General features: G+C 69.4%; 21 protein-coding genes. 15 read left to right on the top strand and 6 right to left on the bottom strand.

Annotated features, from left to right (window positions below):
- Window positions 1-17 precede the first annotated feature (17 nt).
- The 6 genes from BLW78_RS28160 to BLW78_RS28135 all read left to right on the top strand — a co-directional run bounded on the left by BLW78_RS28160 (window position 18) and on the right by BLW78_RS28135 (window position 5,061).
- Window positions 18-701 (top strand): type 1 glutamine amidotransferase domain-containing protein, encoded by a 684-nt coding sequence (locus tag BLW78_RS28160; protein WP_091683420.1) that lies wholly within the window; start codon window positions 18-20, stop codon window positions 699-701.
- A 251-nt stretch (window positions 702-952) separates the two neighbouring features.
- Window positions 953-1,417, top strand: a complete 465-nt coding sequence (locus BLW78_RS28155; RefSeq protein ID WP_091683418.1) for an RrF2 family transcriptional regulator — start codon at window positions 953-955, stop codon at window positions 1,415-1,417.
- Window positions 1,407-2,312, top strand: a complete 906-nt coding sequence (locus BLW78_RS28150; RefSeq protein WP_091683416.1) for an NAD(P)/FAD-dependent oxidoreductase — start codon at window positions 1,407-1,409, stop codon at window positions 2,310-2,312. Before BLW78_RS28155 ends, BLW78_RS28150 begins: the two co-directional genes overlap by 11 nt.
- Before the next feature lie 168 nt (window positions 2,313-2,480).
- Complete coding sequence (locus tag BLW78_RS28145; RefSeq protein ID WP_244527089.1) at window positions 2,481-3,413, top strand: helix-turn-helix domain-containing protein; 933 nt, start codon at window positions 2,481-2,483, stop codon at window positions 3,411-3,413.
- Window positions 3,414-3,615: 202 nt separating this feature from the next.
- Window positions 3,616-4,629 (top strand): aldo/keto reductase, encoded by a 1,014-nt coding sequence (locus BLW78_RS28140; protein ID WP_091683414.1) that lies wholly within the window; start codon window positions 3,616-3,618, stop codon window positions 4,627-4,629.
- Window positions 4,630-4,638: 9 nt separating this feature from the next.
- A complete protein-coding gene (locus tag BLW78_RS28135) occupies window positions 4,639-5,061 on the top strand; it encodes an SRPBCC family protein (RefSeq protein WP_091683412.1) in 423 nt (140 codons plus the stop codon).
- Between the two features lie 137 nt (window positions 5,062-5,198).
- Here the strand turns inward: BLW78_RS28135 and BLW78_RS28130 are convergent, their stop codons facing one another.
- On the bottom strand, window positions 5,199-5,762 hold the full coding sequence (locus tag BLW78_RS28130) for a TetR/AcrR family transcriptional regulator (protein WP_091683410.1): 564 nt from the start codon (window positions 5,760-5,762) through the stop codon (window positions 5,199-5,201).
- Between the two features lie 112 nt (window positions 5,763-5,874).
- Here BLW78_RS28130 and BLW78_RS28125 point away from each other — a divergent pair, with 112 nt between their 5' ends.
- Window positions 5,875-7,275, top strand: coding sequence for an amidase (locus BLW78_RS28125; RefSeq protein ID WP_091683408.1), 1,401 nt, complete (start codon window positions 5,875-5,877; stop codon window positions 7,273-7,275).
- Between the two features lie 456 nt (window positions 7,276-7,731).
- Here the strand turns inward: BLW78_RS28125 and BLW78_RS28120 are convergent, their stop codons facing one another.
- Both BLW78_RS28120 and BLW78_RS28115 read right to left on the bottom strand, forming a co-directional pair.
- Window positions 7,732-8,376, bottom strand: coding sequence for a hypothetical protein (locus BLW78_RS28120; protein ID WP_091683406.1), 645 nt, complete (start codon window positions 8,374-8,376; stop codon window positions 7,732-7,734).
- A 4-nt stretch (window positions 8,377-8,380) separates the two neighbouring features.
- Complete coding sequence (locus BLW78_RS28115; RefSeq protein WP_244527088.1) at window positions 8,381-9,076, bottom strand: glycosyltransferase family 29 protein; 696 nt, start codon at window positions 9,074-9,076, stop codon at window positions 8,381-8,383.
- A gap of 42 nt (window positions 9,077-9,118) precedes the next feature.
- Here BLW78_RS28115 and BLW78_RS28110 point away from each other — a divergent pair, with 42 nt between their 5' ends.
- Window positions 9,119-10,102: a glycosyltransferase family protein gene (locus BLW78_RS28110; protein ID WP_091683404.1), complete on the top strand. Its 984-nt coding sequence runs from the start codon at window positions 9,119-9,121 to the stop codon at window positions 10,100-10,102.
- Window positions 10,103-10,139: 37 nt separating this feature from the next.
- On the opposite strand, the gene BLW78_RS28105 is transcribed toward BLW78_RS28110, so the two are convergent.
- Together BLW78_RS28105 and BLW78_RS28100 are read right to left on the bottom strand one after the other, a co-directional pair.
- Window positions 10,140-11,324, bottom strand: a complete 1,185-nt coding sequence (locus BLW78_RS28105) for a glycosyltransferase family 4 protein (RefSeq protein ID WP_091683402.1) — start codon at window positions 11,322-11,324, stop codon at window positions 10,140-10,142.
- Window positions 11,324-12,364 (bottom strand): glycosyltransferase family 4 protein, encoded by a 1,041-nt coding sequence (locus tag BLW78_RS28100; RefSeq protein ID WP_091683439.1) that lies wholly within the window; start codon window positions 12,362-12,364, stop codon window positions 11,324-11,326. Before BLW78_RS28100 ends, BLW78_RS28105 begins: the two co-directional genes overlap by 1 nt.
- Before the next feature lie 93 nt (window positions 12,365-12,457).
- Between BLW78_RS28100 and BLW78_RS28095 the strand changes: the two genes are divergently transcribed.
- From BLW78_RS28095 to BLW78_RS28070, 6 genes are all read left to right on the top strand, one after another.
- Complete coding sequence (locus BLW78_RS28095) at window positions 12,458-14,509, top strand: HAD-IIB family hydrolase (protein WP_091683400.1); 2,052 nt, start codon at window positions 12,458-12,460, stop codon at window positions 14,507-14,509.
- Window positions 14,499-15,383: a glycosyltransferase family 2 protein gene (locus BLW78_RS28090; protein ID WP_091683399.1), complete on the top strand. Its 885-nt coding sequence runs from the start codon at window positions 14,499-14,501 to the stop codon at window positions 15,381-15,383. The genes BLW78_RS28095 and BLW78_RS28090 overlap by 11 nt, the downstream gene beginning before the upstream one ends.
- Before the next feature lie 22 nt (window positions 15,384-15,405).
- Window positions 15,406-16,551, top strand: coding sequence for a glycosyltransferase (locus tag BLW78_RS28085; RefSeq protein ID WP_091683397.1), 1,146 nt, complete (start codon window positions 15,406-15,408; stop codon window positions 16,549-16,551).
- 41 nt (window positions 16,552-16,592) lie between these two features.
- Complete coding sequence (locus BLW78_RS28080; protein ID WP_091683395.1) at window positions 16,593-17,540, top strand: glycosyltransferase family 2 protein; 948 nt, start codon at window positions 16,593-16,595, stop codon at window positions 17,538-17,540.
- Complete coding sequence (locus tag BLW78_RS28075) at window positions 17,537-18,595, top strand: glycosyltransferase (RefSeq protein ID WP_091683393.1); 1,059 nt, start codon at window positions 17,537-17,539, stop codon at window positions 18,593-18,595. The genes BLW78_RS28080 and BLW78_RS28075 overlap by 4 nt, the downstream gene beginning before the upstream one ends.
- 77 nt (window positions 18,596-18,672) lie before the next feature.
- On the top strand, window positions 18,673-19,341 hold the full coding sequence (locus tag BLW78_RS28070; protein ID WP_091683390.1) for a class I SAM-dependent methyltransferase: 669 nt from the start codon (window positions 18,673-18,675) through the stop codon (window positions 19,339-19,341).
- 376 nt (window positions 19,342-19,717) lie between these two features.
- Here BLW78_RS28070 and BLW78_RS28065 read toward each other — a convergent pair whose 3' ends face one another.
- Window positions 19,718-20,554, bottom strand: coding sequence for an SDR family oxidoreductase (locus BLW78_RS28065; protein WP_091683437.1), 837 nt, complete (start codon window positions 20,552-20,554; stop codon window positions 19,718-19,720).
- Window positions 20,555-20,644: 90 nt separating this feature from the next.
- Here BLW78_RS28065 and BLW78_RS28060 point away from each other — a divergent pair.
- Window positions 20,645-20,837 (top strand): helix-turn-helix domain-containing protein (locus BLW78_RS28060; protein WP_139307763.1); only part of this gene is annotated, 193 nt, incomplete at its 3' end.

Raw genomic sequence — 20,837 nt, 5'->3', positions numbered from 1 at the left:
CCCACCGGAGAACGACGATGAAGATCCTGATGGTGCTGACCTCTCACGACCAACTCGGCGACACCGGCCGCAAGACCGGCTTCTGGCTGGAAGAGCTCGCTGCGCCCTACTACGTCTTCAAGGACGCCGGCGCCGAGGTGATCCTGGCCTCGCCCAAGGGCGGCAAGCCGCCCCTCGACCCGAAGAGCAACGAGCCGGGCTTCCAGACCGTCCTGACCCGACGCTTCGAGGCGGATGCCGACGCCAACGCGGTCCTGGCGGACACGGCGCGGCTCGACGGCATCACCCACGAGGGCTTCGACGCGGTGTTCTACCCCGGCGGCCACGGCCCGCTCTGGGACCTCGCCGAGGACGCCACCTCGATCAAGCTGATCGAGGCGACGCTCGGGGCCGGCAAGCCGGTCACCCTCGTGTGCCACGCCCCCGGCGTGCTGCGTCATGCCAAGGCGGCCGACGGCAAGCCGCTGGTCGAGGGCAAGGCCGTCACCGGCTTTACGAACACCGAGGAGGAGGCGGTGGGCCTGACCGAGGTCGTCCCGTTCCTCGTCGAGAACGAGCTCAAGCGGAACGGCGGCCGGTTCTCGAAGACGGGCGACTGGGAGCCCTACGTGGTGGCCGACGGCCTGCTGATCACGGGGCAGAACCCGGCCTCGTCCGGACCGGCGGCCGAGCGCCTGCTGGCGCATCTCCGCCAGGGCTGATTGCTTGCACCAACCGGGAGGCGGCCGCCCTGCGGCGTCCGCCTCCCGGCACTGGCCGCGAATGCATAGAGAATGACTACCCCCGGTTTTCCGACCGGCACTGCCAGTGACCGGGCCGTGTGCTTTCGCGACGGTCCGGTTCCACGCGGCATCGAGACCGAGCGGTCGTCACCATGCGTCTGCCCGGCGCGACACGAAGCTATGCACCGTTCCGGTTGACGCGCGCCACTTGATGTAACATCACTTGTTACATGAAATGCGATAGCCGCCTTTCCGGCATCCTCCACGTGCTGCTGCACATGGCGGAGGAGCCGCGACCGCTCACCTCCGAGGCGCTCGCCACGGCCATGCAGACCAACCCGGCGGTCGTGCGCCGGACCATGGCCGGGCTTCGGGAGGCGGGCTTCGTCCGGTCCGGGCGCGGGCACGGGGGCGGCTGGACCATCGCCCGAGACCTGCACGAGATCACCCTTCGCGACATCCACGTCGCCCTAGGGTCGCCCGACCTGTTCGCCGTCGGCAACCGCACCGAGGCGCCCGGCTGCCTCGTCGAGCAGGCCGTGAACGCGGCGCTCGACGACGGCTTCCGCGAGGCCGAGCGGGTGCTGCTGGACCACTTCGGCGGCGTCACCCTCGCCGCGCTCAGCGCCGACTTCCACGCCCGCCTGGCCGCGCGCGGCGGCGTCCTGACCCTGGAGCAAGCCCATGCCGTTTGACGTGATCGTCGTGGGAGGCAGCTTCGCCGGCTTGGCGGCGGCCACGTACATCGCCCGCGGACGGCGCTCGGTCTGCGTGGTCGACGCGGGCAGCCCGCGGAATCGTTTCGCCGCGGCCTCCCACGGATTCCTCGGCCAGGACGGCAGCGACCCAAGGGCGATGCTCGCGCAGGCCCGCGCCCAACTCGCGGCGTACCGGCAGGCGACCTTCGTGGAGGGTGAGGTGGTCGACGTCCGGGCGGGACGGGGCTTCACCGTCACCCTTGCGAGCGGGGCTACCCTGGACGCGGCTCGCCTCGTCCTCGCCTACGGCATAACGGACGTGCTTCCCGAGATCCCGGGCTTGGCGGAGCGATGGGGTAGGAGCGTCCTCCATTGCCCCTATTGCCACGGCTACGAGTTCGCCGACGGGAAGCTCGGCGTGCTGGCCGTGTCCCCGCTATCCGCGCATCAGGCCATGCTGATCGCCGAATGGGGGCCGACGACGCTCTACCTGAACGGCGGGGACATGCCCGACGAGGAGACATGCGCCCGCCTCGCGAGACGTGGCGTTGGGATCGAGCCCGCCGCCGTTGCGGCCCTCGTCGGCGAGGGCGGGACGCTGTCGGGCTTGATGCTCGGCGACGGGCGCACGGCGGCCGTCGAGGCACTCTATCTCGCCCCGCGTTCGCGCATGAACAGCCCGCTGGCGGAACGGCTCGGCTGCGCGCTCGACGAAGGGCCGTTCGGTCCGGTCATCCGCACGGATGCCTCCAAGCTGACGACCGTCGTTGGGGTGTATGCGGCGGGCGACATCGCACGGGCGCTCCATAGCGTGAGTTGGGCCGTGGCGGACGGGGTCACGGCGGGTGTCTCGGCCCACCAGTCCCTCGTGTTCGCGAGCTTGGCTGCCTGATCGGCGACGGCCTCGCGGACGGCGAACCCCAGGCCCTCCAGCCGCTCTGCGGATTTTCGGACCCCGGGCAGGATGGTTGCGCCTACCGGCTTGAGGCGCTCACCGCGGCGGGCACCATAGGATCGCGGGCACGCTTGCCGTAACGGCTTGCGATGGGTCAGGATCGGCGTGGACGACCGTACGCGGCTTCGATGCGCCAGCGCTCCTACCCGAGGTGCCTTGATGTCGTTCGAGACGATGGGGGACCAGCGGCGAGGAACATGCCAGGTGCTCGGTCGGGTCGACCATCGCTCCCGGTTGGTCATCGAACGCCGGGTCAACGGTGCCGGATCGCACCCGAGGCAAGCCTATCCCTGCAACGAGCTCATCGTGATGCTCGGCGGCCGCGCTGTCGTACGACGCACCGGTGACGGTCAGGACGAGAAGTGCCTCGCCGGGGCCGGAACGGCCTGGACCGGACCGGTCGGCTTCATGGAGAAGGCGGAACTCTCGGAGGCCATCTCGTGCCTCCACGTGTGCCTGCCGCCGGCCCTCATCGAGCACAGTGCCCTGGCGGACTACGGCATCGACGCCTCGCTGGTCGAACTTGCCTTCGTCGGCGGCTTGGCCGATCCGCTCCTCGTCAGCTTCGCGCGGGCGTTCGAGGGCATGCTCGGCAGGCCGCAATCGCCGACGGACCGGTTGTTCGTCGATGGTCTGACGACCGCTTTGGCGGCCCACCTGATCGCCAATTACACGGTCGACCGCTGGAAGCCGTCCACCGCTCCGCGAAAGCTCGACGAGCGCCGCCTCAAGCGGGTGACCGATTACATCGAAGCGCATTACGCCGAACCCATTCCCCTCGAACGCCTCGCGGCCGAGGCCTGCCTCAGCCCCTTCCACTTCGCGCGCCTGTTCCGCGAGGCGACAGGCCTGACCCCGCATCGCTACGTGACGGACCGGCGGGTCCGAGCGGCCCGGGAGGCGCTGGCGCTTGGTCGGGCCACGCTGATGGAGATCGCGGTCGAGCAGGGCTTTGGCACCCAGGACAACTTCACGCGGGTGTTCCGCAGGAGCATCGGCCTGACGCCGGGGCAGTACCGGGCCACGGTCCGTCGCTGAGCACGCCCGGCCTTTCGCCGCTCGAAACCTTGACGCAACAATGGCCGGCAGGTTCGCAAGAACGGCCGATACGGCTCCGTGCGGGGCCTGTACGCCGTTCCGCGGGGCTTGCCGGCCTTATCGCGAGGGACACGACCGCCTTCTACCGGCTTGGCAACGACGGCCCCGATGTCGCGCTGACTTCCACACGCTCGGAGGAGCCATGACCATCAGGGACGCCCTGCTCGCCGGCCCGCTCGGCTTCGGCGCCGCACCGCTCGGCAACATGTTCCGCGACATCCCCGACCACGAGGCGGAAGCCACGGTCGACGCGGCGTGGCAGGCCGGCACGCGCTACTTCGACACCGCGCCCTTCTACGGGAGCGGCCTGTCTGAGATCAGGCTCGGCAAGGCCCTGTCGAAGTACCCGCGCGATGCGTACCGCCTCAGCACCAAGGTGGGCCGCCTCATCCTCGACGAGGTCGAGACCGGCGCTCGCGACCAGGGCGAGAAGGGCGAGATCTTCAGGTACGGGCGCCCGAACAAGGTCGTCTACGACTACACGGCCGACGGCGCCAAGCGGACCATCGAGGACAGCCTGAGGCGCATGGGCGTCGACCGGCTCGACTTCGTGTGGGTCCACGACATCGCCAGGGATTTTCACGGCGACAAGTGGATCGGGCTGTTCGAGCAGGCGCGCACCGGGGCCTTTCCCGCCCTCGACCGACTGCGCGACGAGGGCGTGATCGAGGCCTGGGGCCTCGGGGTGAACAACGTCGAGCCGGTGGAGCTTCTGCTCTCGCTCGACGAGGTGCGCCCGAACGGCACCCTGCTCGCGGGCCGCTACACGCTCCTCGACCATGGAAGGGCGCTTGAGCGCCTGATGCCGGCCGCGGTCGAGAGGAAGGTCGAGATCGTCATCGGCGGTCCGTACAGCTCGGGCGTGCTCGCGGGCGGTGCGCACTTCGAGTACGGCTCGGTGCCGCCCGAGATCGCCGCCAAGGTCGAGACCATCAAGGCGCTGTGCGGCAAGCACGGCGTGCCGATCAAGGCGGCGGCGCTCCACTTCTCGCTCGCCCATCCCGCCTCGGCCGCGGTCATCCCCGGGGCGAGCCGCCCGGAGCGGATCGCGGAGGACCACGCCGCCATCGGCTTCGAGGTGTCCGGGGATTTCTGGCGCGACCTGCGCCGGAGCGGGGTCGTGGCGCCCGACGCGCCCCTCCCGTCCGGTCAGTAGGGGGCGGCCATGGCGACGGCATCGGCAAGCGTCGAGATCCCGGCTCCGGCCTCCGAGGTGTGGCGGTTCATCGGCGGGTTCGGCTCCCTGCCGGACTGGCTGCCCTACATCCCCAAGTCCGAGTTGCACGAGGGCGGCCGCGTCCGGCACCTGGCGAACCCTGACGGCGGCGTCATCGTCGAGCGGCTGATGGCCTTCGACGAGGCCGGACGGAGCTACAGCTACCACATCCTTCAGTCCCCCTTCCCGCAAAGGGGTTACCTCTCGACCTTGCGGGTCCGGGAGACCGGCGACGGGCAGCGGTCGCGCGTCGAGTGGTCCGGCGAATTCCAGCCGGTCGGGGTCAGCGACGCGGAGGTCACGAAGCTCTTCCAGGGCATCTACGAGGAAGGTCTCGCCGCCCTGAGGAAGCACTATGCCGACGAGGGCTGAACGGCCGGGGTCACCGCATCGCTGCCGGAGCGGCGGTGGAATTTGCGTCTGTTTCCCGGGAAGGCGCGGCTGCGCGTGAACGACTAGGCCGGGTCGGATGCGGACCGTCCGGTCCCCCACCGAGGGTGCAGATTGCCCTACGCCGGCAGCAGGCCCGAGGCGCGGTAGTTCTCGATCAGGTCGTCGAACTGCGAGACGTCCGAGCGGCTCCGTGCGTAGAGTTGGGCGCCGGACACCGCGGCAAAGATGGCCCGCGCGCGCGCCTCCGCTTCCCCAGGCTTCACCGCCTTGGCCATCACCAGCACCTTGGCGAGCCAGGCGACGTTGACGTCGGCGAAACCCTGGGCCTCCCGCTGCACGGCCTCCGGCAGGTTGGCGTACTCGGCCGACATGAAGCTGCACAGGCAGAGCCTGTTCCCGTCCTCCAGCGAGCGGCGGAAGGTGCCCGGGTAGAGCCGCAGGCATTCCATCGGGTCGCCGGTCTCCTCCAGCATGGCGTCGAGCTCGACCGCGATGTCCTTCCAGTAGCGCCGGGCCACGGCCGCGCCGAGGTCCGCCTTGCTGGCGAAGTGGTGGTAGATGCTCGCTGCCTTGATGCCGACCTCGGCGGCGAGGTCGCGGTAGCTTAACCCGCCGTAGCCGTGCGCCTGCGCGGTCTTCCGCGCGGCCGCCAGGATCGTCTCCTTCGCGTTCGTGCTCACCCCTGTCTCCTTGTCGGCATCGAAAAACCTACCAACCGTTAGTTAGGGATTGACGACTAGAAAATCCAGACCTAACTGCCTGCCTACCGAACGTTAGGCAGGGAAAGTAGCCATGACCCAGGACATCATCTTCTCCGACGCCACCCGGCTCGCCGAGCTGGTCCGCACCAAGCAACTCTCGCCCGTCGAGGTCGTGAAGGCGCACCTCGACCGCATCGAGGCCGTCGACCCCAAGGTCAACGCCATCGTCACCGTCGCAGAGGAGGCGCTCGCCGCCGCGAAGGAGGCCGAGGCCGCGGTGATGGCGGGCCAGGACCTCGGACCGCTGCACGGCGTGCCGTTCACTGTGAAGGACTCGATCGACACCGCCGGCGTGCTAACCCAGCGCGGCTCGCCGATCTTCAAGGGCCGCACTCCCGACGCCGACGCCACCAGCGTCGCCCGCATGAAGAAAGCCGGCGGCATCCTGCTCGCCAAGACCAACCTGCCGGAGTTCTCCTACTGGATCGAGAGCGACAACCTGCTCTCCGGACGCTCGAACAACCCCTGGGACCTCGACCGCACGCCCGGCGGCTCCAGCGGCGGCGAGTCGGCGGCCATCGCGGCCGGCATGTCGCCCCTGGGCCTCGGAACCGACCTCGCCATCTCGGTGCGCGGCCCGGCCGCCCAGACCGGCATCGTGTCGCTGAAGGCCACCCACGGGCGCGTGCCGATGACCGGCATCTGGCCGCGGGCGCCGCGCCGCTTCTGGCACGTCGGTCCGATGGCCCGCTCGATCCGCGACCTTGCGCTCGCCTTCTCGCAGCTCGCCGGCCCGGACGGCCAGGATGCCTTCGCCACCAGTACCGTCCCGTTCGACGCCGGCGTCACGTCCGACCGGAAGCTGCGCGTCGGCTGGATAGTCGGGCCGGGCTTCGGCCCCATCGACACGCAGGTCGCGGCGACGGTGAAGGCGGCCGCCGAGGCCCTGAAGGACGAGGGTCATCACGTCGAGGAGGTCCGCATCCCGGCGCTGGAGCGCGACTTCGCCCTGGACGTCTTCAACAAGCTCCACGTCATGGAGATGAAGCCCGCCTTCCGAGAGGCGGTCGCAGGGCACGAGGACCAGATGTACAAGATGGCCAAGACGATGCTGTCGCTCCCCGACACGTCGGTGGAGGACTACGTCGCGGCCGAGCAGGCGGCGGAGCGGCTGCGGGATGGGTACGCGGCCTACTTCCGGAACTTCGACGTGCTCCTGACCCCGGTGCTGCCGGTGCCCGCGCACAAGCACGGCATCCAGGAACTCGTCGTCAACGGTGAGACGGTCGACCTCACCTACCTGCAGGGCGCGACCGTGCCGCTGAACGTGACCGGCCTGCCGGGGTTGTCGATGCGGTTCGGAACGAGCCGCGAGGGCCTGCCGATCAACGTGCAACTGGTGGGAAGCTGGCAGGCGGAGACGACCCTCCTGCGCGCAGCATCGGTGCTGGAAGCGGTGAGCCCGGTTCGGGGGCAACATCCGAGCGTCTGAGAGGTGTGACCGGGGCCGGAGATCTGTCCAGCCCCGGACCGTTGTGACGGCAAAATCGCACGGCGGCCGTCGACGACGTGACGGGCGGCATCGACCGTAGAATGTCGTGGCCGCCGGCTTGAGCGATTTCTGCTTTGGAGACGCACACGAGGGCCATCCAGTGACTGGTATGGGCGCCAAGTCGAATGTCCGGTTCTGCGCGCGACGTCGATCCAGCGTGACGAAATCTGGCCAAAACCTGCCATTCCGCTTCGGAATGCCGCCGCCCGAAATGCGGACATTCTCCTTCCTACTCGACGGCGGCCCACTGACACGCGCAGGGTCATGCAGGAACGTAGCCCGTAGGCAAAAGGTAGCTTCGAAGCTACTGTTCAGATAGGTCGCATTCCCTTCGGCCGGCCTGATCACAATAACGCCTCAGATGGCGTCAGCCGAGACTGCGTCGAAAGTCCTCCATTAGCTACGCGTCCACGCAGCATGTACGGCCCCAGTCGCCGTATCCGGCTTCGCCGCTCCGATGAAAATCACGACCGGACCATGATACTCGCGCCGGGGATCATAGAAATCGAGCAGGCCGGGATGGAGGCGCTGGATGAAATGTGGTTGCCGGCCGCTCCGGCGCAGCAGGTAGTCGATGACGACTTGATCGCCATGCACCGCGTTGGGCACCGGACCGCAGGACCCCGGACTCATCCAGCGGTCGGGGTCGGCCGCGAAGGTCGTATAGAGCGATGCAAGCTCGTCCCCGGACCAGCGCAGCAGCGCGCTGGAGAGGCGCCCCGCGTGGAAATAGTCCTCCATCGCGGCGAGGCCGGGCACGGCCAGGGCATCGGCCGGGCCGGTCAGCACCGTATCGAGGTCGCACAGGAGGGTCGGACCCGTGCTGAGACCGGGCCGGAACGCCTCCATCTTCGCCCACCAGGCGGGCCAAGCGTGCCGGAGGGGGATCGTCTCCACGCCCTGGACGACCACCGGCAGGTCCGTGAGGCAGAGGATCCGCTCGAAAGCCGGGGCATGGCGGCGGATGCCGGCCGCGAGGCGGGCGACCCAGGTCGCGTCGTAGCGCCCGCCGCCCTTCAGGACGGTGATCAGGTTGGTCATGATATCATCGCTCGGTCGGAGATGGCGGATGCACATGGATGCGTCCGGCCGCCTCGGCCTCGGCGAACCATGCGCGCTCGGCCGCCCAGGGATGACCGTGCCAGCCGTCGAACCCGAAGCCAAAGGCCTGCACCGGTCTGGCACTCGCCGGGCGGCCGAGTAGCAGCGCGAGCGTCACGAGGAAGCCGGTGCTCGGGTTCGGGTGTCCCACCGTGTGGGGGCCGAGTAGGGTGTTAGCCTGCTGGTGGAGCGTCTCGGGCAGGAGGAGAACCGGGCAGCCCAACGGTTGCAGCAGCGCTAGAAGCTCGCGGGTCCAGCAGATCGGCTCAGGGACGTTTTGCTCCGCCGACAGCATCGGGAAGGGCAGGATGAAGGCCTGCGCGGCGCGTACCACCGGACGCTTGAGGAAGTTCCGGTCCGCCAGCCATTCACGCGTCTGGCCACCTCGGTTGACCAGTGCGAGATGCGTGATGCGGTGGCCGGCTTCGGCACCGAAACCGGGCGCATTGTTGAAGCGGACTACGCTGTCCGCCGCATCGATCGCGGCTTCCCACGCACCCGTCCCAGGCGCGTTGCCCACGATGGCGAGGGCCCCGTCGGCGGGCAGGCCGGCGCGTCCGGCGGAGAGGGGGTCGACGTCTGGGAGCACGTGCGGCAGGGGGTATGGAAACCGCGAAGGTAAGGCGCGGGCCGGACGCATCCAGGCCTCTCCTGCCGGATCGCGGGCGCGGGAGAGGGGATCATGCGGCGGTGTTTCGTCTGTGCGGCCGCCACGATCGGGCCAAGTGACCGAACCCTGTCCTATCCAGATGGTGAGCGCCGCGCATTCCCGCTCGCCTGCAACGCATGCGGGATCCTGCTCGTGAAGAATGGGGATGCGGAGGCGTGCCGCGCGCATCTGGCCCGAAGCCTCGCCGGTCAGGTCTTCGCGCCGGACCGGGACGCGCCCTACGGCCTCGACCTCTACACCCTGCGTAGCGCCGCGACCCGTTGGCGGCTCGGCGCCCGTCCCCGCGACGAGGCCGGCCGCGCGGAACTCCGGAACCCCCACGGTACCCGGGCGGCCGAAGCTGAGCTGTTCGCCCTTGAAGCCGCCGACGGACGCCCGGTGTCCCTTGGCCTCATCTGCCGTCCGGCGGACCGGGACGCGGTCCTGGCCTCGCTGCCGGTGCAGGCTGACTGGACGGACGACGTCGTGATCCTGATCGACGGGCCGGCGCTGGCGGCGGAGTCGGTCATAGTCGCGGGCTTCGCCGCGGGGGCGGTGCGCGTGGCCGCCCGCCCCCTGAACGGGGATTTCGCCGCGCAGCGTAATACCCTCCAGGGCTTCGCCCGCCACGGCTGGATGCTGCAGCTCGACGCCGACGAGGCGCTCGAGCCGGCGACCGGTCGCTTGCTGCCCCCTTTGGCGGCCCTCGCAGAAGCGGAAGGCGTTGTCTCCGTTGGCCTCGCCCGGGCGAACCGGGTCGACGGTGTCCTCTCGGACGTCTTCCCGGATGTCCAGTATCGATTGAACCGCACCAGTCTGCTGTACGCCGGTCGCGTCCACGAGCGCCCTGTTCTCGACGGCGGCTGGCCGGGAAGTCTCATCGCTCTGCACGGTTGTATCGAGCACCGCCTCAGTTCGGCCCATGTGCGGGCACGTTCGCGACGCTACGAGGCGCTCGATCCCGGTCGCGGACGTCTGGAGGAGGAAGCCGCGCTGCTGCGTCGCTACGCAGACTGACGGGTTGGAGCAGGCCGGATCCGCGGCGGCTACACGATCAGCCGCCGCGCGCCGCCGCGATCGCCCGTTCGTAAAGCGCCAGGGTCTCGCGCCCGAGGCTCGCCCGGCTGAAGCGCCCGGCCGCCGCCAGGGCGCGGGCGCGGTAGGCGCGGCGCAGGTCCGGATCGGTGAGGAGCGGACGCAGGGCATCAGCGAGGGCCGGTCCGGTCGCGGCCGAGGCCAAGGGACCGGCGCCGGGCGCTCCGACGAAGGCGCGGGCGTTCGCATCCTCGGCGCAGGCCACGACCGGTCGGCCGTAGGCGAGCGCCTCCTGATAAACGAGTCCGAAGCTCTCGTAGCGCGAGGGCGCGAGCACCGCATGGGCCTCGGCATAGGCCTCTGACAGCGATCGGTCGTCGATCCGACCCCTAGCCTGTATGTGCCGCCGCGCAACCTCGGGTAGATCGGCCGGGAGATCGTCTGGCGGGACCCCAACGAGGTCGAGCCGAAAGGCGGGCAGCGCACCCTGCGCATGCTCGGCACCGAGGATCGCGGCCGCGCCGAGGAGGGCGCCGAAACCTTTCCGCGCCTCCGCCCGCCCGACGAAGAGCAGGCGGACCGGTTCCGCCGCCTGGGGATAGGCGGCGCCGCGAGCGGCAGCGTCGACTTCGGGGGGAAGGCTGAGACCGATCACCGCTTCGGGCTGCCGTCCGGTCAGCCCGTAGACCCGAGCGATCACCGCCCCGTGCGCCGCGGTGTTGGCGATAAGCCCGGCGCTTCCGCCGGCCTGTCGGCGCTCCAGGCCGTCGGCCATCCAGCCATCGAGGCGGTTCCGCAAGCTGCCGGCCGGGTCGCGTGTGAACGCGGCCGGCGTCGAGCTGCGGGTCACCAGCGGCAGGTCTCGACGGCCGGCCAGCAACGCGGCCGGCGCGTACCAGTTCGTCGCCTCGACGACGTCGAACGGCGCCTCGTCGTGGGCGGCGAGGACGGCGAGCCGGAAGGCGAGCGGGGCGGCGAGATGACCGGCCGAGCCCCAGAGGCGCAGGCGCGCCAAGGGGCTTCCGGGCGCCAGGGCGAGGCCCGAAACCGCGACGCCGCCCGTCCGTTCATGTCCGGTCCGGTCGAAGGTAAAGACCGTCACCTCCGCGCCTGCCTCCGCGAGGCTCTCGGCGATCTCCCGGGCCGCGGTGGACAGGCCGCTAGGGGATGGCGGGTAATCCCAGGTCAAAAGGGCTGTGCGCATCAGGCGGCGAGCAGGCGCTGGTAGAGGGCCAGGTAATCCCGCGCCATGCGCTCGGCGGTGAACCGTTCCTCGAATCGGCGGCGGACTGTTGCGCGGTCAAGCTGCCCGATGCGGGCGAGGGCTGCGACCGCCTCGGCCTCGGTGGAGACGATGAAGCCCGTGACCCCGTCCTCGACGATCTCGGGAACCGAGCCCCGGTTCCAGGCGACCACTGGTGTCCCGCAGGCCATCGCCTCGATCATCACGAGGCCGAAGGGCTCGGGCCAGTCGATCGGAAAGAGGAGGGCCTGGGCGCCCCCCAGGAGCTCGCCCTTCCGGGCATCGTCGACGGGCCCGAGATAGGTCGCATCGGTACCGAGGAGGGGCCGCACCCGCTGATCGAAATAATCCGGGTTGCCGACATCGATCGTACCGCCGAGCTGGATCGGCAGGCCGGCGGCGCGGGCGATGCGGATCGCCACGTCGGGCCGCTTCTGGTCGGTCATGCGGCCGACGAAGGCGACATGTTCGTCCGGCGCTGCGCGGAAGGGGTAGCGCGCCCGATCGATCCCGTGATGGACGATGCCCGCCTGGTTCGTGGCTGGGATGCCGGCCGCCTGTGCGGCCGAGATCGCCGCCACCGGCAGGTCTGGGAAGCCCCGGAAGAACAAGGCCCGATCGAGTTCGTCCACCCGCCAGTGGATGGTGGTCAGGCTGTGCCGGCGACGCGTGCCCAAGAGAGCCGCATGCGCGAATTCGCCATGGCAATGAACGATGTCGAACGCATCCAGCCGCCGGCGAAGGGCCTCCAGCTGCAGGGCGTCCAGGGCGGCCGGTACCCCAGGTGCGACGCGCCCGTATTGCCGTTCCAGAGCCGCAAGGCTCGGGTAGTCGCCGACGCGCGGCAAGTCTGTCGCACTGTCCGAAGAAGCAAACAATGTTAGTTCCACGCCCAAGCTTCGTAGCGCCGTGCCGAGATCGTGCACAACCCGCTCGGTGCCGCCGTGATGGTCTGGGGGAACGGGAAAAATGTTTGGAGCGACCTGCGCGACGCGAAGCACGGCAACCTCTTTACATATGTTAAGCCGGGGCGCGGCGATCGCTTTACATAAGTTAAGCGCACAGAGCCGCTCGAGAGCCGCAGCGTACGTCTGATGTTCGTCCTGCATATCGCCCTGCAGGGCTGCCTGCGCGGCGACGGCGTCGTCTACGGACTCACCGCCGACACCGGCGGCCATATCCGCTACTTGCTCGATCTGGTTTCGGCCTCGGTGCAGGACCGCGATCTCACTCGGATCGTGGTAGTGACCCGTCTATTTCGCGGCTCCCTCGGCGCCGCCTACGCCGTGCCCGAAGAGCCGATCGCCGACAAGGTCACGCTCGTGCGGCTCGCGAGCGCGTCCCCGGATTACCGCGTCAAGGAGGCGATGCACGCCGAGGTCGTGTCCTTCGCCGAAAATCTCATCACCTGGATCACCGCCCAGGATCGGCCGCCGGATCTCATTCACGCGCATTACGCGGACGCGGCGACGGTGGCGGCCCTGGTGGAGGATCGCCTTGGCATCCCCTTCGTGTTCACGGCCCATTCCCTCGGACGCGTGAAGGCGACGATGCTGGGCGCGGTCCCCATCCAGCCAGATCTCGCCCGCCGAATCGTCGCCGAGGAGGAGGCGCTGGCACGGGCCCAGCTCGTGATCGCCTCCTCGCGGGACGAGGCCGAGGTGCAGTACGCCGGCTATGCGGCCTACGATCCCGGGCGCGTCCGCGTCCTACCGCCAGGAAGCGACCTCGCGCGCTTCGCCGCGGCCAAGCCGCATCCCTGGGTCGACGCCGCGATCGACCGCTTCCTGAACGATCCGGACAAGCCAGCGATCCTGGCGCTCGCCCGGCCGGTGGCGCGCAAGAATCTTGCGGCGCTGGTGCGTGCCTACGGCGAGAGCCCTGCGCTCCAGGCCCGCGCCAATCTCGTGATCGTCGCCGGGACCCGCGACGACATCGACACCCTCGACGGCGACATGGCCGCAACCATGCGCGACCTCCTGGTCCTGATCGATCGCTACGACCTCTACGGGCGCGTCGCCTACCCGAAGACGCACCGTCCGGAGGACGTGCCGGCGATCTACGCTCATGCTCGGGCCCGGGGCGGCCTGTTCGTCAACCCGGCTCTTAACGAGCCCTTCGGCCTGACGCTGCTTGAGGCCTCTGCCGCTGGCCTGCCGCTGGTCGCCACCGACAGCGGCGGCCCCAACGACATCGTCGAGACCTGCGGCAACGGGCTCTTGGTCGATCCACGCGCCCACGGGGCGATCGCGGAAGCGTGCCTGCGGATTCTGGGCGATCCGGCCCTCTACGCACGCTGCGTGGCTGGCGGCGCCCGGGCGGCTGCGGCCTATGACTGGGACCGGCACGCCGCCCGCTATCACGTCCTGCTGCGCGCGCTGCTGGCCGCGGAGCCGTCCACCCAAACACCCCGGCAACTGCTCGTCTGCGACATCGACAACACACTGGTCGGCTGCGATGCGGCCATGGGGATCTTTCGCCGGTGGCGCAGCCGGCAGGCGGGGCTGGCCTTCGGCGTCGCAACCGGCCGGTCCTTCCACAGCGCGATGGCCGTGCTGGAGCAGCAGGACAGTCCACGGCCGCAGGTGATGATCACCTCGGTGGGGTCCGAAATCTACCACCTCGACGGCAACGGCGTGACCTACACGGGGGACGCCGCGTGGCGCCGGATCATCGCGCCCGGCTGGGATCGGCTCGCCGTGCAAGTGGCGCTCGACGGGCTCGACGGGCTGAGCCCCCAGGGTCCACTGGAGCAGCGGGTCCTGAAGCTGAGCTATTTCGGTGATACCGCGGCCGAACAGCGCGTCCGCGCGCGTCTGGCAGAGGCCGGTATTGCCGCGCGCGTGATCCACAGTCATGGACGGTATCTCGACGTCCTGCCCGAGGCGGCCTCGAAAGGTACCGCCGTCGACCACGTCCGGGCCCTGTACGACCTCCCGGAGCACGCCGTGTTCGTGGCCGGCGATTCCGGCAACGACATCGAGATGCTGGGCGCCCGGGTGCAGGCGATCATTGTGGCGAACTATTCAGACGACCTCGCGAGCCATGACGCCCTGAAGCACTCCTACGTGTCCCGCCGGACCCACGCCCGGGGCATCATCGAAGGGGTCTCGCACTTCCGCCGGATGCTCGCCGATGTCGGGTGAGCACGGGGGGGAGCCGGCACCCAGCGTCCTGACTCTGGTCCGCGGACGGACCGACCGCCTGCGCAACCTGATGCAGGGTCTCGCCCGCCAGACGTTGCCCCCGCGCGAACTCGTCATCGCCTGGATGCAGTCGGAGCGTGCGCCGGACCTGCCTGATCCCGGTTGCCCGGTCCGGCACCTCCATGTGCTGGGCGAACCGATGCCGCTGGCCGCCGCGCGCAACCGGGCCGCCGAGGCAGCGTGCGCTGAACTCCTCGTCTTCCTCGACGTGGATTGCATCCCGTCGCCGACTCTGACGGGCGCCTATGCGCGGGCCGGCGCCACGGCGCGGGGGCTGTTCCTAGGCGAGGTCCTCTATCTTCCGCCGGGGGCGGGCACCGATGGCTCCGAGCCGACGGTGCTGGACCGCCTCGGCCGTGCCCATCCCGCCCGGCCTGCTCTGCCCGAAACCGGTCTGCGGCCGGAGCCCGATGCGGGCCAGCTCTGGGGCCTGTCCTTCGCGCTGCCTGCTGCGGCTTGGCACGCGACCGGCGGCATGGACGAGGCCTTCGTGGGCTACGGCGGTGAGGAGACGGATTTCGCCGCCCGGCTCGCCGCCTCCGGGCTGCCAACTTTCTGGGTCGCGGGCGCCCGCGCCTATCACCAACACCACCCGGTCCACGTCCCGCCGCTGCAGCATTTCGCGCCGATCCTCGCCAACGCGACGCGCTTCCGGGCACGACATGGACGCTGGTGCATGACCTACTGGCTGGGCCAGTTCCGCGAGGCCGGGCTGATCGACTGGGATGCCGACGCCCCTGCGATCCGCCTGATCCGCCTGCCGACCGGACCCGAGATCGCCGCGGCCCTGCGGCCCGACGCCCTGTTCTCTTGAGATCGAGCCCGACCTCACCGCCATGAAGAAGCCGATCGCGTTCTTCGTTCATCACCAGGGCCGCGGCCATGCCAACCGCACGATGGCTGTAGCCGCCGAGTTTGCCCGTGACCGGGCCGTCTCGGTGCTGACCGCCGATCCGCACCTGTTCGACGGCTTCGGCCGCGACATCGAGATCGTGGCGCTGCCCAACATGATCGGCGCCGCCGTGCCGACGCCGCGCCTCTACGCCGAGCCGACGCCCCAGGTGATGCACTGCGTCCCCCTGGGTCTCGACGCGATGCGCCGGACCATGCGGGTTATTCTCGACCATCTAGACGAGCGCGGAGTTGGCCTATTCGTGGTTGATGTTTCGGCGGAGATCGCGCTGCTCGCGCGTATCGCCAGCGTGCCGGCGGTGCAGATCCGCATGCACGGCGACCGTTCCGATATCGGCCATGTCGGTGCCTACGAGGCCTGCGTCGGGATGCTCGCCCCCTTCGATGAGCGCTTGGAGCAAGACGAGTACCCGGCGCACCTGCGCGCCAAGACCTTCTATAGTGGCGGCCTGTGCACCAGCATCGACCGGGTGCCGGAGCGCGCGGAGGCCCGCGCCAAGCTTGGCCTCGACCCTCAGCGCGAGATCGTCGTGGCGGTGACCGGCGGCGGCGGCAGCGGCACGCCCTACGCGCCGCTCACGGTCGCAGCCCGCGCCGAACCCGATGCCCTGTGGCTTACGCTCGGGCCGACCCATCGCGAGGGCCACGAGACCGATTTCTCCAATCTGCGCGAACTTGGCTGGGTGCCGTCTGTGACGGACTACCTCGCCGCCGCCGACATCGTGATTGCCTCGGCGGGCGACAACACGGTCCATGAGGTCGCCCGCGTCGGCGGTCGCCTGATCGTCATGCCGGAATGGCGCTACTTCGCCGAGCAGACCCGCAAGGCCGAGGCGCTGGTCCGCCTCGGGGCCGCCGTGCAAGCCCCCATCTGGCCCGGCGATCTCCAGGGTTGGCGCGAGCTCCTCGCCCGAGCCCGCGCCCTGGATGGGACCGCCCTGCGCGGCCTCTATGCCCCCGAAGCCGCCGCCCGCGCCGCCGGCTGGCTCGAAGAGCTGACCGACGCGCTCTGGGACCTTGGACCCGCCGGGGTCAAACCCAGCCCGCTTCAGGACATCGCGGCCGAATGAACGCCTCCCTCCCCCCGCGTCGACCGGAGCTCGCCCCCCGCATGTCCACCGTTTCCGTCGTGACCCTCGCGAAGGGCCGGCCGGCCCATCTACGCAACGTGCTCCTTGGCCTCGAGCGCCAGACGCAAGCCCCCGCCGAGTTCATCGTCGCGGTGATGCAGGACACGCCCTACGACCTGCCCGTGGTCGGCTTCCCCGTGCGCCAGATCCTCGTTCCGGGCCGTGAACTGCCGCTGGCGGCCGCGCGCAACTGCGGCGTGGCGGCGGCATCCGGTGATGCCGTGGCCTTCCTCGACGTTGATTGCATCCCGGCCCCCGACCTCATCGCCGATTACGCGCGGGGGCTCGACGCGCTCGACGGGCTGCTGATGGGCGAGGTGCTGCACCTGCCCGAGCACGCCACGCTGGGGGCCTGGGACTATGACGGTCTCGATGCCGTGGCGGAGCGGCATTCCGACCGCCGCGGCCCCCCGGCCTCCGGCCTCGAGATCTGCCACGATTACCGCTGCTTCTGGTCGCTCAACTTCGCGATCCGGCGGGCGACCTTCCTGGCGACCGGCGGCTTCGACGAGCGCTACACCGGCTACGGCGGCGAGGACACCGACTTCGGCAAGATCCTCGACCAGAGCGGTATCCCGATCGCCTGGATGAAGGGCGCGCGCGCCTATCACCAGTACCACCCGCACCACATGCCGCCGGTCCATCACCTCGACAGCGTGGTGCGCAACGCCGAATTGTTCGAGGCCAAGTGGGGCTACCGCACCATGGGCCACTGGCTCTACGCCTTCAAGGTGATGGGCCTGATCGACGACACGCCGGACCGGCCGATCCGCATCCTGCGCCGGCCCGACGCGACCGATCTCGCGCTGACCGGCCAGCAGGGCCACCAGCCCTACACCAACTCCGCTTCGGTGATCCGCGCCATCGAGGCTAGGCAGGACGCCGAGACCCGGGCGGATGCGTCCGCGCTGGTGCCGGTGATGGTATGAGGATCGCCCTCCTCGCCCATCTGCGCCACCCGATCGCCCCGCCCTTCGCGGGCGGCCTCGAAGCCTACATTTGGACCCTCACCGAGGGTCTCGCCGCCCGGGGCCATAGCGTCGCCCTGTTCGCCTCCGGTGACAGCGACGCGCGCTTCGCCCTGAAGCCTGTGATCCCGGTCCATTACGAGCGGAGCCATGCCGGCCTGGAGCACCGGGGCGATGCGGGCCTGAAGGCTCATCTCGACGATGGCTATGCCGTCGCCTGCGACCGCATCGCCGCCGGGGGCTTCGATGTACTTCACAACAACAGCTTGAGCCGATTGCCCCTGGAGAAGCGGCGTACCGCCGCGACGCCGACCGTCACGTCGCTGCACGTGCCGCCCTACGACGCCCTGCGCTGGTTCGTGCAGGCGAGCCCCGCCCCGGGACACCGGATCACCGCGACGTCCCGGTTGCATCTCGACGCGTGGTGGCCGGACGGGGCGCCCCCGGAGGCCTCGGTGCTCCACAACGGCATCGATCCGGCCGCCTGGCCTTACCGTCCGGACGGCGACGGCAGCGCGGTCTGGTGCGCACGGATCACCCCCGACAAGGGCGCGCACCACGCGATCACAGCAGCGCGCCGAGCCGGGCTGCCGCTGACCCTGTTCGGCCCGATCGAGGAGCCCGCTTACTGGGCGGCGCAGGTCGCGCCATTGCTCGGCGGATCTATCCGCTACGGCGGCCAGCTCAGCGGGGCGGCTCTGGCGGCGGAGGTCGGCCGCGCCTCCGTCTTCCTGACCACCCCGTGCTGGGACGAGCCGTTCGGGCTGGCGGCGATCGAGGCGATGGCCTGCGGCCTGCCCGTCGCCGGGTTCGCCCGGGGCGCCGTACCGGAGGTCGTCGGCGACGCCGGAGCCCTCGCCGTGCCGGGGGACGCGGCGGCTCTTGCCCGCGCCATCGGCGCGGCGCTCGCGATCCCGCGGCGCGTCCCGCACGGGCGCGTCCTGAGCCTGTTCACCCGCGCGCGCTGGCTCGACCGCTGCGAGGCGCTCTACGCGCAGGCCCGCGCCAGCGCGTAACCCCCGTAACCCCCCGCTCCTCCGGACGTCCGCTCATCCTGCGCCGTCCCCACACGTTCAAAAACCAGAGCCGAGACATGACCCGACAGGACCTGATTGCCGCCCTTTGGCACGGCCGCGACCCATTCGCGGATCCCCCGTCGGACCTGCGCGCCGCCGACCTTCAGGGCTGGCGCAGCATTCACCCCTACCTCGAGGAGGCGGTGATCGAGATTCGGCCCCGCGTGGTCATCGAGATCGGCACCTGGAAAGGGGCCAGCACCTTGTTTCTCGCGCGGACCATGGCCGAGCACGACGTCGACGGCACCGTGATCGCGGTCGATACGTGGCTCGGGGCGGTCGATCATTGGTCGGACGCGGCGCTTTTCACGGAACTCGCCACCGAACATGGCTATCCCAGCCTCTACCGAACCTTCCTGGCCAATGTGGTACGCGAAGGCATGACGGACCACATCGTGCCGTTACCGCTCGACTCGATGAATGCCGCGGAACTTCTGCATCTGCGCGGCGTGACCGCCGACGTCATTCATCTCGATGCCGGGCACGAGGAGGCGTCCGTCGCGGCGGACCTGCGCGCCTGGTGGCCCATCCTGCGACCTGGAGGCCTCCTGATCGCCGACGATTACGACCGCCTGGGCGGCCGCTTTCCGGGTGTGACCCGGGCGGTCGATGCGTTCTGCGCCAAGGCTGGGGTGCGGGGACCGTGGTCACTGTGGGGCAAGTGCAAGTTCACCAAGCCGAACTAGGGCCAATCAAGTGCTGTGTCTGCAGGCCGGCGTCTCCGTCCGCGGTAGGCCGCCCTCCACTTGGTGGCAGAGAAACCAGCCAGAGTTGATCTTTGCTTTCGAGATGTCGGCGGCACGACCTCTTCGTCAGGATTGGGCGCAGAGAGGAACGGCTTGTTCTGCGCGCGGCGGCGATCCGGCGTGGTGTAGTCTGGCCGATTGCAGTCTGTCCGCTTCCGGCGTTGAAGCCGGAGAAGCAGACTTGTTGCGGGGCACTTTCAGAGCCAATGGCCACGCCGCCCGGCCAGTAGGCTACGAAAGCGTACGCCGAGGTCATAGTGTTGGTGGAGAAACGCTGGCGGTTTAGTCAGGCAACGAATCTGGCACGCGATTAGCCTCAGCGTGCCACATCAGTCGAGAAGGCGGCATCCTTCTGCGCCTCTAAAGCGGCCAAGCGCTCGACCAGCGCTTGCTTGATCATGGTGTAGGCATCTCCGCCCAACGCGATCCGCCTCGGACCAGGGTCCATCTCCACGCTGTCGATAATGATCTGAACCATCTTGCCAGGATCACCCTTCGCGACGGCGCCGGGATTCGAGAGCATCGCACGCATCGCGCCGATCGACGTGTTCCGGTACGCGTCGACGTCCGCGCCCAACAGCGTTCCGGCCGTCGTCCGGAACGCGGTGCGTGCGGCACCGGGCTCGACAATCGTGACGCCGATGCCGAGGGGTGCAACCTCGGCCGCAACCGAGTCGAAAAAACCCTCCAGGCCCCACTTGCTTGCATGATAGAGGGAGGCGCCTGGATGGGTAGCCTGGCCGCCGTAAGACGACATGGCAATCAGGCGTCCGCCGCCCTGTCTGCGCAGGTGCGGCAGGGCTGCCCTGACCACGTGGATCGGCCCGATCAGATTGGTATCAATCTGCCGCGCGATCTGCTCGTCGCTCAGACCTTCGACCGCTCCAAACTGGCCGTAACCGGCGTTGTTCACGACAACATCGATCCGTCCGAGACCGTGGAATGCGCGGTTCACCACGTCCGCTACTGCTGCTGTGTCCGTCAGATCGAGCTGTGCGGTCCAGAAGCTCGTGCCGTACTTAGCTTTCAGGTCAGCGATATCGTCCGGACGGCGCGTCGTACCTGCCACACGCTCACCGCGTCCGAGCAGTTGCACCGCCATCTCGCGACCGAAGCCGCTGTTCACACCTGTGATGAACCACGTCCGAACCATCTTCGCCTCCGGCTTGTCCCGGCACGAGCTAGTCCGCATCATTGCCCAGAATAAGCGGGGCAATTCCGCATGCCTTGGTGGCGTTTGGCCATGAATGATCTGCCGACCTTGACCGAACTGAAGGTGCTTGCCGCGATCGCGACGCACAGGAGCTTTCGGAAGGCTGCCGACGAGTTGGAGTTGGCGCCCTCGACCCTGAGCCACATGATGAGCGGCCTGGAGGCGCGGCTTGGTACGCGTCTGCTGAACCGGACCACCCGCAGCGTCTCGCCGACACAGGCTG

The organism is Methylobacterium sp. 275MFSha3.1 (genome assembly GCF_900108435.1).
GTDB lineage: Bacteria > Pseudomonadota > Alphaproteobacteria > Rhizobiales > Beijerinckiaceae > Methylobacterium.
This window is presented reverse-complemented; position numbering and strand designations above follow the sequence as displayed.